Here is a 13,262-nt window from a genome sequence, read left to right as displayed (position 1 = left end):
TCACGCCGGGGCCATCAGCAGGGGCCGCGCACGCTCCCGCAGCTCCGCCACCCTGGGCTCGTCCCCGTACGGCTCCAGCCGGTGCAGCAGGTCCCGTACGTACTCGGTCGTCCGCGCCGACGAGATCCGCCCGGCCACCTCCACCGCGCGCGTGCCGGCCGCGCAGGCCGCGTCCAGGTTGCCCGACTCCAGCTCCGCCACGGCGCTCACGACCAGCCGTAAACCGTGCGAGCGGACGTACTCCTCCGTGGGCCGCGACAGGGCCTGCTCCGTGAAGCGGCGCACCTGGAGCGGCGCCTTGAGGTCCCGGTAGCACTCCGCCGCGTCCGCGCAGAACCGGTCGTACGAGTAGAAGCCCAGCCAGGTCGGGTCCGTGTCGCCCTCCCTCGACCGCTCCAGCCACCCCTCCGCGGCCCGCAGCGCCGCACCGGCCGCCGCCGCGTCGCCCGCCTTGGCGTGGGCGCGCGCCTCCACCAGCCGGAAGAAGGACATGGTCCGTGCGGTGGCCAGGCCCCGGTTGCGCTCCAGCGCCGCCTGGGCCAGGTCGACGCCCTCGTCGGCGAAGCCCCGGTAGGTCGCCTGGAGCGACATCGACGCCAGCACGTACCCGCCGAGCGGCACGTCGGCGGCCGCCCGCGCGAGCCGCAGCGCCTGGATGTAGTACCGCTGGGCCGCCTCCTGCTGGCCCGTGTCGAAGGCCATCCAGCCCGCGAGCCGGGTCAGCTCGGCGGTCGCCCCGAACAGCGCCCGGCCGACCTCGTCCGAGTACGAGCCCAGGAGCAGCGGTGCCGCGTCCACCCGCAGGCACTCGGGCACCATCGACGAACGCCAGTCCCCGCCCCCGTACTTGGAGTCCCAGCGCCGCGCGTCCTCCGCCGCCTCCCGCAGCTTCGCCACGTCGCTGTGGCCGACCCGCACCGCGCCGCCCTCGTCCGCCGCGCCGTCCGGCGCCGTCGGCACCGACCGCTCCACCGACGAGTCGGCGGGGGTTATCAGCCACCGGGAGGCGGGTGTCGCGTACGCGCTGACCGCGAACGATCCGGCCAGCGACTGCCAGATCCCGCCCCCGCCGGCCCGCCGCCCTGCCAGGTCCAGCCGGTACAGCTCGGTGGCCGATTTCACCGCCTCGCCCACGTCCCGCGGGAAGGCCAGCCCCACCTCCGGCGCCGGGTCGGCGTCGGCCAGACCGATCTCGTGCAGCGGGACCGGGCGGCCCAGCTTCTGCCCGATGGCGGCCGCGATCAGGTGCGGCGCGGCGCCCTGCGGCACCATGCCCTTGGACACCCACCTGGCGACCGACGTCTTGTCGTACCGAAGGGTCAGACCGCGCTGCGCGCCGAGGTCGTTGACCCGCCGGGCCAGGCCGGCGTTGCTGATTCCCGCGAGGGCGAGAACGGTGCCGAGCTTCTCGTTCGGCCCGCGTTGCTCCCTGGACATGCGCCACCCCTCGACCCAGACGGCCGCCGCGACGCCAGGCATAGGCGCGCGGCATTCGTAAACCCAGCGTAGTTCGCCGCATCCCCACCGTTAAGGGGCGGTGTCCCGTATGGCGAGATTGTTGTGCGAACGGGTGGTCGCGAGGTCGGCCCGTGCTCCGCCGGTGCGCGGGCGCTGCGCGGCGGGGTCGCGGAGGCGTCCGCCGGCCTGCGCGCGGGCGGCGCGCGCCCCGTGCCGACGCGCCGCGCCCTCGTCGTGCTCCGGGTGTGTGGCCGTGCGCCTGTCCGTGCGCTCTGGCCGGGCCGGTGGGGGGAGCGCTTCCATGGGTGCTGCGTGGGTCGGCCCGCCGTACTGGAAGCGGTGGGCTGGGGGACACCGCCGCCTCAATCCCCGCGGGTGGCGGACCGGTCCGGGGGGCGGACAGCGCCTCCCGGACCGAGGTCGTGGGTGGTTGTACGGACGGATCCACGGTTGAGGTGCGCGCCGAGATTGGCTGAATGATGCCCATCGTTCGGCCGGTCGAACCCTCTCTCGAACCGTCGTCACATGGCCACTGCCGCACCACGTGGCCAATGCCAGGGGCGCGTTCCCATTTCACGGGGCGCGGCCCGTAGCCCCTCCTGTGCGCCGTTGTCGTGGCAGCATGTCTTCATCAAGAGTGCTGAGTTGTCCACAGGCTGTGGAGGCGGCGATGCGGTGGCTGGTGGGGTGGAGCAGTATCGCCGCGAGTTTCGGTACGGGCTTCGCCACCGCGGGAGCCGTCGGCAACGACGACGAGAACCGCACCGTGCACCCCGTCGGCGCCCAACTCCTGTGGGGCGACCCCGACCCGCTGTGGGCGGTCGGCGACTGGCGCCCCGACGAGATCCGCGTCGTCACCGTCGACCCCATCACCCGCCTCGCCGTACTGGGCTGTTGCGCCGCGAGTGACGACGAGCTGCGGGTGGGGCTCTTCGCGGCCCGCGGCGGCGCCATGCGCCACCTCACCGCCTGGCCCGGCAGCTACACAGCCGTCGTCCAGGTCGGCCGCCGGATCATCGTCACCGGCGACCTGGCCGGCGCGCGGCCCGTCTTCCACACCCCGTGGGCCGGCGGCACCGCGTACGCCACCGCCGCCCTGCCCCTGGCCGACCTCATCGAGGCGCAGCTCGACATCGGACACCTCGCCGCCCTGCTCGCCTGCCCCGAGACCCCGGAGGCGCTGCGCGACTCGACCCCGTACGTCGGCGTCAAACGCGTACCGCCCGGCCACGCGCTCGTGCTGCGCGAGGGCTCCCGCGAGATCACCGGGTACGAACCGGTCGCCTCACTCGCCGTCGCGGCGCCCCAGATCGACCCGGACCGGGCGGTGGACGGCGTGCGGGACGCCCTCGTCGAAGCGGTACGAGCCCGGCTCACCGCCCCACGGCACGCCCCCGAGACGCTGCCGCCCGACCCCGGGCCCGTCCCCGGCATGGGCCCCGCCGAACGGCGCGCCGCGCGGGGGGCGCCCGCACCCGGGATCGGCGCCGACCTGTCCGGCGGCAGCGCGTCCGGAACGCTCGCCCTGCTCGCGGCGGGCCTGCCCGGCGTCCCGGGCACGATCCTGGGACACGGCACCGGCGCGGGCGAGCGGCTGCTCGCCGTCACCTTCAACGACCTGGCCACCGGCGGGCGGGACGCCGAGGCGGAACGGGTCCGCGCCCGCGCCATCGCCGAGAACCCCCGCCTGCACCACGTCGTCGTGGCCGCCTCCGAGGAAGCCCTCCCGTACGCCGAACTGGAGGGCCCGCTCACCGACGAGCCCGGGCCCTCCCTGGTGACGGCCGAACGGCACCGGCGGCGCCTCGCGGCGGGCAGCGCCGACCACTTCACCGGGCACGGCGCACGGCAGGTGCTCGACGCCCACCCCGCGCGCCTGGCCGATCTGCTGATGGACCGCAGACGCCGCCACCTGCTGCGGCCGGTCACCGCACTCGCCAAGGCCACCGGGCCGTCGGCCGGTTCCCTGCTGGTTCCGCTCACCGTCTACCGCGCGGCCCGCAAACTGGCCCGTACGCCCTACCGCGCCGGTCTCGAATCGGCCGCCGACCGGCTGCTGGAGGCCAACCGGTCGGCTCCCGCCGTGAACGGCCCGCTGTCCGCCTCCCTCGCCGCCCTGGCGTGGGCCCTCCCCGGCCCCGCGGCGCGCTGGCTGACCGGTGAGGCCCTCGCTGAAGTATCGGTTCGCCTCAACCAGGCGGCCACCAGGCCGACTTCGGTCCAGCGGCCCGGCGAGTCACGCGCCCGAGCCGCTCTCGCCCGGTACGCGGCGGACCACCGCATCCTGGAGCAGGCCGCCGAGATCCGCAGCCAGCGGCTCCACTCGCCCTTTCTCGACAACCAGGTCGTACGGGCCTGCCGCGACCTGCCCGAATCACTGCGCGTCCAGCCCGGCGCGCGTGCCGCGATCCTCCGCACCGTCCTCGCGGGCGCGGGCATCCACGACCTGCCACCCGGCTGGGGGGCCACCTCCCACGCACCGACGGCCGCCGCCAACCGTGCCGGCCTCCGCACCGCCCTGCCGCAGCTCATGGCCCTCTTCGACGCACCGCTCCTCGCCGACGCCGGCCTCATCGAGGCCCGCGTCGTCCGCAAGGCCCTGCGCGCCGCCACCGAGGGCGAACCGGTCCCCCTGGACGGGCTGGCCGACCTGGTCTCCACCGAGCTGTGGCTGCGGCGCCTCCTGGCCCGCCGGGGCACCTGCTGGACCGGCACGGCGGCACCGCGGCAGCGCGCCGTGGCGGCCGGGGTGCCCCCGCGTCCCACGCTCCGGTCGTAAGGCCGTGCCGGGGCGTCAGCCGCAGGTGATCCGCGACTCCGCCCAGTCGGCGGGCGCCACCGAGCTCAGCGGCGTGGCCCGGTCCGGTTCGACGACGAGCCGGACGGTCCTGCGGCCCGAGATCCCGACGCGCAGCGGCACCGCCGCGTCACCGCCGCGCAGCAAGGGGGACCGCCACAGCCGGGTGCCGTCCCCGTACACCGAGAAGCGCACCGCGCCCAGCCCCAGCGCCATGTCGTCCACGCCGGCGAACGCCTCGTAGGCCGAGCAGCGGCGGTTGAGGTCGATGGTCAGCGACGACCGGGCGTGCACGGTGACGCCGTGCCCGTACCGCTCGCCGCCGATCGCCATCCCCCAGCGCTGCCACATCCAGCTCGACTCTCCGAGCCGGACCTCCGGAGCGGTGTGGTCGCCGTAGAGGCCGTACGGGAGCCGGTTGACCTGGTAGACGGTGGGCGGCGGGGGAGGGGGCGGGGCCGGCGGTGTCGGCGTGGGCACCGGGGCGGGTGCCGGGGGGCCGGCCGGCGGGGGAGGGGGCGGCGTGGGCGTGGGCTCCGGGGCGGCCGGCGCGGCCGGGGACGGGGGCGCGGCGGAGGGTGCCGGCCGCGCCGGGCTCGAGCTCGGGCTGGGGCTGCGGCTCGTGCTCGGGGAGGCCGGCCGCGGGGCGGGCTCAGGGGCGGGGGACGGCGGCGGCGTGGTCCGGCTCGGGGCGGCCACGGGCTCCTGCGGTACGACGGGCTCGGCGGCGGGCGGGCGCGCCTCCGTCCCGGCCGGGGGCCGGGGACTGCCGGACAGGGCCCACACCACGCCCGCGACGGCCGTGACGGCCACCGTCACCGCGATGCCGGCCTTCGCCGGGGCACCCAGCCCCTCCGCGGCCGCCCCGCCCACCGCCATACCGGCGGCCCCACCGGAACCGGCTGCCGCGCCCCCGGCCGCCGCGCCCCCCGAACCGCTCGCCGCCGCGGCGGCCCCCGCCCCGGCACCGGCCGCGCCCACGGCGCCACCGGCGGCGAGCCCGGCGGCCTTGAGCGAGAACCCGGCCGCGAACCAGCCGATGACGGCGACCGGCAGCAGCGCGGGGATCCCGGCGTTGACCTGCTCCAGCTCACCCACCGCCAACCGGCACCGGGCGCACTCCTCCAAGTGCTTGCGCAAACCCCGCTCCGCCCGCGTCCGCAAACCACCCCGGGCGTAGGCGCCCAGCCGGTCGGCATGGCGCGCGCAGTCGCCCCCGGCGGTGAGCGACCGGCTCACATGCGCCTGGAGGTACGCCTGCTTCAGCCCCTCGCGGGCCCGGCTGGCGAGCACCGCCGTCGCATTGGCAGTCAGCCCGAACAGCGGCGCCACCTCGCTCGGTGACTCCTCCTCGACCGTGGTGTGCCACAGCACCGCCTGCCACCGCTCGGGCAGGGAGCGGAAGGCCCGCATGGCCAGCGACTGCTCCGCCTCGTGCATCGCCCGCACGTCGGCACCCAGCTCCAGGGTGTCGGCCTCCGACACCGCCGAGGCACGCACCGCCTGCGCGGCGAACACCGCGAAGTCCTCGACCAGTTGCTCGCGCCGGGACGTCTTCGTCCACGCTGCGGCCACCCGCCGCACGGTCGTCAGCAGGTACGCGCGCACGGCCTGCCGCGGACCGGCGCCGCCGCGAACCGCCTGGAGCGTCCGCGCGAACACCTCCGCCGTCAGGTCGTCCGCCGTGTGCGCGTCGCGACAGCACGTCCGGGCATAGCGCCGCACCGCCGCCGAGTGGCGGCGGAACAGCTCCTCGTACGCCGAGTCGTCGCCGTCCCGCATCCGCCGGACCAGTTCACCGTCCGACGGCGGCAGCTCGATGGGCGGCGGCAGTACGGATCCGGCAGCGGCCCTCTCGCGCCGCGCGGACACGGTGGCGTCGGCGTCACCGCCCGGTGGCCTCGGGGCACCGCCGGGCCCGCCCTGGCTCGGCACCTTCGGCGTGGCGGCGGCGGCCGACGACGGGAAGGCGGCCGCAGGGGTGGACGGGAGTACCCCGTCGGCCTCCCCGGCCCCGTCGCCGAACGGCTCGTCGCGACCGTCACCGCTCATCGCGGAAGCCCCGTACCCCTGCTCAGACCCGGACACCGGGCCAGCGTGCCACGGCGGACCAGTCCCACCGGGGGCAAGCGCCCGTCAACCACCCGTCCGGGGAGTTGACCCGAACGCCGGAGCCGGACGTCACCCCTTCGGGTGACCCCTACGCGGGGCGGGAGCGGAGCCCCTCCAGCAGGATGTCCAGGAGCCGTGCCGACGCGGCGCTCTGCTGGGCCGCGTCCGGCAGCGAGGGTGCCGCCGTGGCGATGACCAGCAGCACGTCCGCCACCGTCACGTCGCCCCGCAGCTCACCCGCCTCCCTGGCCCGGTCGACCAGCTGTCCGACGACCTCCAGCAGCTCCGACGCACCCGCGTCGTCCAGCTCGGCCGGCGACACCGCCCGCGGCGGGACCACCCGGAGCTCGGGCTGCCCCGAAACGCCGGACACGGCCGGAACCCCACGCTGCTGCGGCACCCGAAGCTCGTCGGCCTGCCCGGCCGCCACCGCACCGGACGGGACCGCGCCCGGCTCGTCCACGCCCACGCGCAGCACGTGCGGCGGCAGCAGGCGCCCCGCCCCCGACGCCACGGACGTCCGCAGGAACCGGGAGAGGGCCGACCACGGCTCCTCCTCCTGCCCCAGAGCCGTACGCGCCTGCTCGGTGAGCCGGGAGGTCTCCTCCTCGGCTATTCGGCGCACCAGCACGTCCTTGCTCGGGAACCGGCGGTAGACCGTGCCGACCCCGACCCGCGCCCTGCGCGCCACGTCCTCCATCGGCGCCCCGTACCCGAGCTCGCCGAACACCTCCCGAGCCGCACGCAGTACGTGCTCGAGGTTCCGCTGCGCGTCCACCCGCAGGGGCGCCGTACGACTGGAGGCCCCGGCCGATCCGACCCGGCCGTTCACCCCGCCGAGCCCGTCCGCGGACGAAGCGGACGAAGTGGACGCCGAGGCGACAGCGGTCGACCAGCGAGAATCCTGAATATGCATGAATGTTCCCCCGGTAATGATGTGTCTCCCCCCGGAGACCCTCCCCCATCTGACAACCGGGGCCCGGTCCACACGCTCAGGTCATGCGCAGTGACCCGACACCCCGACGACATACGAACATAGTTGAGTCGAGGTCAATTCAGAAGGGGCAGTTCCGACCGGTGCGCCCCCCGATCGGAGCAAGGGCCGGAACACACCCGATTCTGCCCCCTCCCGCCACCCCCCTCCCACCCCCTGACCTGCGGACCTTCCCCCACACGCACCTCCCGCGCCACCCAGGACCCCACCCGTCCTCCGGTCACACAATTTGCCGGGCCTGTGGACAAACCCCGAAGCCCGTTGCGTCATGGGATGGTGACCGAACCTGTGCGCATTCTCGTTGTCGGCGGTGGCTACGTCGGGATGTACACCGCCCTGCACCTCCAACGGCTGCTCAAGGCCGAGCTGAGAAGCGGCACGGCCGAGATCACCGTGGTCACCCCCGACCCGTACATGACCTACCAGCCGTTCCTGCCGGAAGCGGCGGCCGGCAACATCTCGCCCCGCCACGTCGTCGTCCCGCTGCGCCGCGTCCTCGACAGGTGCCACATCGTCATCGGCGAGGCCACCTCCGTCGACCACGCCAAGCGCACGGCGACCATCACCACCCTCGCCACCGACGAGGAGGGCACCGGGCCCGTCCAGCTCACCTACGACGAACTCGTCATCGCGCCCGGCTCCATCTCCCGCACCCTGCCCGTGCCCGGCCTGGCCGACTACGCCATCGGTTTCAAGACCGTCGAGGAGGCCATCGGGCTGCGCAACCACGTCATCGAGCAGATGGACATCGCCTCCTCCACGCGCGACCCCGCCATCCGCGACGCCGCCCTCACCTTCGTCTTCGTCGGCGGCGGCTACGCGGGCGTCGAGGCCCTCGGCGAGCTGGAGGACATGGCCCGCTACACGGCGCGGTACTACCACAACATCAAGCCACAGGACCTGAAGTGGGTCCTCGTCGAGGCGACCGACCGCATCCTCCCCGAGGTCGGCGAGGACATGGGCAAGTACACCGTGCGCGAGCTGCGCGCCCGCAACATCGACGTACGCCTCGAAACGCGCCTGGAGTCGTGCGAGGACCGGGTCGCCGTCCTCAGCGACGGGAGCCGTTTCCCCACCCGTACCGTCGTGTGGACCGCCGGTGTGAAACCCGCCCCCGTCCTGGCCAACACCGACCTCCCCCGCAACGAGCGCGGGCGCCTCAAGTGCACCGCCCGCCTCAGCGTCGAGGGCGTCGAACACGCCTGGTCCGCCGGGGACGCCGCCGCCGTCCCGGACATCACCGCGGCCGAACCGGGCCGCGAATGCGCCCCCAACGCCCAGCACGCCGTGCGCCAGACCAAGATCCTGGCCGAGAACCTCGTCGCCTCCCTCCAGGGCCGCCCCCTGAAGGACTACGCCCACAAATACGCGGGTTCCGTCGCCTCCCTCGGCCTGCACAAAGGCGTCGCCCACGTCTACGGCCGCAAACTCAAGGGCTACCCTGCCTGGTTCATGCACCGGGCCTACCACCTCAGCCGCGTCCCCACCTTCAACCGCAAAGCGCGCGTCCTGGCCGAATGGACCCTCGCGGGCCTCTTCAAACGGGAGATCGTCTCCCTGGGCTCGCTGGAACATCCACGCGCCGAGTTCACACTCGCCGCGGGGCCACCGCCGCCCGAACCGGACGACGAGGCATCGAAAGGCGGAACCGCGGACGGCGGGGCGAAGTCCGACTGACGGATCCCTTCGGCGGGTCCCCCTGAGGAGGCGGAGTCACGACAGGCACCTCCTGTCAGTGCGGTCGGTCACACTGGACGTGTGACCATAGGTGGGCTCACACCTGCACAGAGTGACTCGGCACGGCAACGACACCATGAGGCATACAGATCCGTGAACTTCACGCGTTGGAGCGCCCGGCTCCCCGGTACGCAGCGCCGCGCCGCCGCGCGCGGCACCGACCCTGGGGTCTCGCCGGCGCAGCGGGGCGACTCCGTACCCGCGGCGCGAGGTGAGTCCGACCAGCAGCTGGAGACCGTGCCCGACGACGTCCCCGCCCCGGAGGACTTCTCCGTACGAGAGATCCTCGGCCGCCTCCCCGGGCTCGTCGCCCTCACCTACGGCCCCGACCACCGCGTCGCGTACGTCAACGACGCCTACGCCACCGCCTTCGGCCCCCGCCGCCCCGGCGTGACCGTCGCGACCGCCTGCCCCGAGCTCACCGAGCTGGGACTGGTGCCGCTCATGGACCAGGTGCTGCGCAGCGGAAAGCCCCGCACGGTCAAATCCCGCCGCACGCACGCGGGAGGCTCGTACACCGTCACCTGCCTGCCCGTCGACACGCGCGGGACCGCCGAGGCCGGGGTGCTCGTCCACGCCGCCGACGTCACCGACCACGCGGAGGCCGCCGAGCGGCTCCGCGCCAGCGAGCGCCGCCACCGTGACACCGCCGTCACGCTGCAACGCTCACTGCTGCCCCAGGAGTTGGAGCAGCCCGACGACCTCCGCGTCGCCGCCACCTACCAGCCGGGCGGTACGGACGCGGCGGTCGGCGGCGACTGGTACGACGTGATCACCCTCGGCGCCGGCCGGACCGCCCTCGTCATCGGCGACGTCATGGGCCGCGGTGTCCGCGCGGCGGCCGTCATGGGCCAACTCCGCACCGCCGTGCGGGCCTACGCCCGACTCGACCTGCCGCCCCACGAGGTGCTCCAGCTCCTCGACGGCCTCGCCGCCGAGATCGACGCCAGCCAGATCGCCACCTGCGTCTACGCCGTCCACGACCCCAACGAAGGCCGCCTCGTCTACGCCTCCGCCGGACACCTGCCCATCCTCGTCAGGGACGAGGACGGCACCGTCCGCCGCGCCGAGGAGCCGACCGGCCCCCCGCTCGGCACCGGCGGCTGGCTCCACACCTCCGGCACGATCGCCCTCCCGCCCGGCTCCACCGCCGTCCTCTACACGGACGGCCTGGTCGAGCGGCGCAGGGAGGACATCGACGAGGGCGTCGCCGCCCTGGAGCGCGCCCTGTCCGGCGCCACCGGCAGCCCCCAGGTCGTCTGCGACCGGCTTCTGCGGGCGCTCGGCGTCACCGCCGAGCACGACGACGACGTCGCCGTCCTGGTCCTGCAGCACCCGTCCCGTACGGGACCGGACGCCGAGCTGTTCCACAACGCCGCCCTCGACCTCCTCGGCGGCGTCGAAGCGGCGCCACGCGCGCGTGCCTTCGCCTCCGGGGTCCTCTCCAGCTGGCGCTTCCCGGTCGAGCTCCGCGACCTGGGCGTCCTCGCCACCAGCGAACTGGTGGCGAACTCCCTCCAGCACGGCACCCCGCCCATGCGCCTCAGACTCCGCCGCACCGACCGGCGCCTGATCATCGAGGTGACGGACGGCGACGACCACCTCCCGCGCCGCCGCCGCGCCGAAACGGAGGACGAGGCGGGTCGCGGCATCTCGATCATCGCCACGATCGCCTCGTCCTGGGGAAGCCGCCGCACCCCCGGAGGGGGCAAAGCGGTCTGGTGCGAGTTCGCGCTGCCGGGCTAGGCGGCCGCCTCCACCGCCTGCTCCGGCTTGCGCTGCGCCACGACCCGGGACTTCGCCACGAGGTACGGGTGGTCCTGCGCCGGCGTGAGCTTCCTGCCCAGCCGCACCGCCAGCAGCGTGATGCCGAGCGAGAACAGGACGAACGTGATGATGTACGGCCCGTGCAGCGCGGCGCCCATGGGCCCGCCCACGGCCGGACCGACCGCCAGCGCGAGCTGCTTGACCAGGGCGAACGCCGAGTTGTACTGACCGACCATCGACTCCGGCGCCAGGTCGGCCACCAGCGGGGCCACGGTCGGCGACAGCATCGCCTCACCCAGTCCGAACAGGCCGTACGTCGCGATGAACGCGGCCGTCGCCATCGCCTGGCTGCCGTGCCCGAGGCCCGCGTACCCCGCGAACAGCCACGCCACGGTCCAGATCAGCCCGACCCACGCGATCACCCGCGTCCGCCGCCGCCGCTCCACGAACCGCAGCACCAGGAACTGCGCGACCACGATGACCGCCGTATTCGCGGCCAGAGCCATCCCCAGCGCGGACGGCTCGATCCCGGCGGCCTCGGTCCCGTACGCCGCGAGCCCCGACTCGAACTGCCCGTAGCAGGCGAAGAACAGCACGAAGCCCAGGACGCACAGCTGCACCATCGCCCGGTGCCCGAGCAGCGCCCGCAGTCCGCCCCCGGACGTGTCGCCCTTCGGCGCCCGGCCGATGGACGGCGTACGCGGCATGGTCACGGTGGCGGCGATCCCGGCCAGCACCAGGAACATCGCGGCCTCGATCGAGAAGAGGAGCAGGAAGCTGCCCGGCCGGCTCTCGTCGACGAGCTGCCCACCGATCAGACCACCGACACCGAGCCCGAGGTTCTGCAGGAAGAACTGCGTGGCAAAGGCCCGGGTGCGCGTATCGGGCGACGAGCACCAGACGATCATCGTGGCGAGCGCCGGCTGCATCACGGCCGTACCGGCGCCGAGCAGCGCCGCCGCCCCGACGACGGCCGGGACACTGGCCGCCACACCCATGCCGAGCGCCCCGACGGCGGCCAGCAGCGCGGCCCCCACCAGCACGGGCAGAGGACCCCGTCGGTCGATGGCCCGCCCGGTGAAGGGGAGGACGACCAGAGCGGCCATGGCGAAGACCGCCAGTACGGCCCCGGCCGTACCGGCGCCCAGGTCCCGCACCTGAGCCACATACACATAGAGATACGGAACGGTGAACCCGAGCCCGAACGCGCTCAGCACGTTCCCTGCCTGGATCCGGCGCATCGCAGCGCCCATCGCCTTGGTCACACTCACCTACTTCGACTCTGTAGGACTCAGTCCTGAAGACTTCAACGTTAAAGTTCGATAGTTAACTGTACACATCGAAGGACTTCAACGCCAACGAGCGCCGTGGGATACTCCCCGCATGTCCGACACGCAGGAACCGAGCCTCGACGAGCAGATCGCGGCCTATCAGCGCGAGTTCCGCGACCTCGACCCCCAGGTCGAGAAGGTGGTCTCGGCCCTCGGCCGGCTCAACCGCCGGATGAACGTCGCGTACGGCCGCCAGGTCGCCGAGCTCGGCATCAGCAACGCCGAGTGGGAGGTCCTCAAGCACCTCGTCCTCTCAGGGGCGCCCTACCGCCTGGGCCCCGGTGAGCTCGCCAAGCGCCTCGGCCTCACCCCCGCCGCCATGACGCACCGCATCGACCGCATGGCCGCCGACGGCCTGGTCACGCGCGACCGGGACGAGAACAACCGGGTGCGCGTCATCGTGGAGCTGACCGACGAAGGCCGCACCAAGTGGCTGGAGGCGATGCGCATGGCCACCGCCTTCGAGGAGGACCTGCTCCAGGACCTCACACCGGAGGAGCGCGGAGCCCTGGGCGAGATGCTGATCCGCCTGCTCCGCCGGGTGGAGCACGCCCAGCCGGACGCGGGCGGCAGGCTCAAGGACCTGGACTAGCCCCCCCACCAGCGGGGTTGACACACCCCTCCCTGATCCGTAAAGTTCTTCGGGTTGCCACGGAGCCGTAACGGTTCTGCGGTAGCCGATCCCGCCGCATCACGCGGCAACCCAAACTCAGCACGGACTCCCGACCGGGACGTTTTTCGGCATGCCGAAATTCATTTCGAAGGCTCGATTATGAGTCGCCCGGGAAATCCGCTAGAGTTTGAAACGTCGGAACGGCCCAACAGCCGGAAAGACAACCCCCTCTGACTGGGAATCAGGCCCGAAAGGATCTGATAGAGTCGGAACCGCCGGAAAGGGAAACGCGAAAGCGGAGAACAGCCCGGCAGCCCGCTCCAGCGGGTGGCAGAAACGGAAAACGGATCTGCTAGACTGGAAACACGAAATACCGAAGGGAAGCGCCCGGAGGAAAGCCCGAGAGGGTGAGTACAAAGGAAGCGTCCGTTCCTTGAGAACTCAACAGCGTGC

At 73.6% G+C, this 13,262-nt stretch carries 9 protein-coding genes; 4 read left to right on the top strand and 5 right to left on the bottom strand.

All coding sequences use genetic code 11. The annotated features are described in order from the left end of the window. Positions 1-1,437 carry an MFS transporter gene (locus ACZ6C1_RS13150; protein WP_469240412.1) on the bottom strand — a complete coding sequence of 479 codons (1,437 nt, stop codon included), beginning with the start codon at positions 1,435-1,437 and terminating at the stop codon, positions 1-3. Positions 1,438-1,527: 90 nt separating this feature from the next. Continuing rightward, positions 1,528-1,761 carry a hypothetical protein gene (locus ACZ6C1_RS13145; protein ID WP_469240410.1) on the bottom strand — a complete coding sequence of 78 codons (234 nt, stop codon included), beginning with the start codon at positions 1,759-1,761 and terminating at the stop codon, positions 1,528-1,530. Between the two features lie 367 nt (positions 1,762-2,128). Here ACZ6C1_RS13145 and ACZ6C1_RS13140 point away from each other — a divergent pair, with 367 nt between their 5' ends. Then, positions 2,129-4,237 carry an asparagine synthase-related protein gene (locus tag ACZ6C1_RS13140; protein ID WP_469240408.1) on the top strand — a complete coding sequence of 703 codons (2,109 nt, stop codon included), beginning with the start codon at positions 2,129-2,131 and terminating at the stop codon, positions 4,235-4,237. Between the two features lie 15 nt (positions 4,238-4,252). On the opposite strand, the gene ACZ6C1_RS13135 is transcribed toward ACZ6C1_RS13140, so the two are convergent. Together ACZ6C1_RS13135 and ACZ6C1_RS13130 are read right to left on the bottom strand one after the other, a co-directional pair. Then, the gene (locus ACZ6C1_RS13135) at positions 4,253-6,307 is read right to left on the bottom strand and encodes a sigma-70 family RNA polymerase sigma factor (protein ID WP_469241201.1); all 2,055 of its coding nucleotides are present in this window, start codon (positions 6,305-6,307) and stop codon (positions 4,253-4,255) included. Between the two features lie 148 nt (positions 6,308-6,455). Further along, positions 6,456-7,283 carry a TetR/AcrR family transcriptional regulator gene (locus ACZ6C1_RS13130; protein ID WP_469240406.1) on the bottom strand — a complete coding sequence of 276 codons (828 nt, stop codon included), beginning with the start codon at positions 7,281-7,283 and terminating at the stop codon, positions 6,456-6,458. 351 nt (positions 7,284-7,634) lie between these two features. Here ACZ6C1_RS13130 and ACZ6C1_RS13125 point away from each other — a divergent pair, with 351 nt between their 5' ends. Next, positions 7,635-9,038, top strand: coding sequence for an NAD(P)/FAD-dependent oxidoreductase (locus ACZ6C1_RS13125; RefSeq protein WP_469240404.1), 1,404 nt, complete (start codon positions 7,635-7,637; stop codon positions 9,036-9,038). 153 nt (positions 9,039-9,191) lie between these two features. Further along, positions 9,192-10,844, top strand: coding sequence for an ATP-binding SpoIIE family protein phosphatase (locus ACZ6C1_RS13120; protein WP_469240402.1), 1,653 nt, complete (start codon positions 9,192-9,194; stop codon positions 10,842-10,844). Here the strand turns inward: ACZ6C1_RS13120 and ACZ6C1_RS13115 are convergent. Continuing rightward, positions 10,841-12,106, bottom strand: coding sequence for an MFS transporter (locus tag ACZ6C1_RS13115; RefSeq protein WP_469241199.1), 1,266 nt, complete (start codon positions 12,104-12,106; stop codon positions 10,841-10,843). The two genes, ACZ6C1_RS13120 and ACZ6C1_RS13115, sit on opposite strands and share 4 nt — an antisense overlap. Positions 12,107-12,248: 142 nt before the next feature. Between ACZ6C1_RS13115 and ACZ6C1_RS13110 the strand changes: the two genes are divergently transcribed. Next, a complete protein-coding gene (locus ACZ6C1_RS13110) occupies positions 12,249-12,788 on the top strand; it encodes a MarR family winged helix-turn-helix transcriptional regulator (protein WP_469240400.1) in 540 nt (179 codons plus the stop codon). The last annotated feature ends 474 nt before the right edge of the window (positions 12,789-13,262 follow it).

This window comes from Streptomyces sp. NPDC041796 (assembly GCF_055590785.1).
Note: the sequence above shows the minus strand (reverse complement) of the source record. Positions and strands in the feature narration are given on the sequence as shown.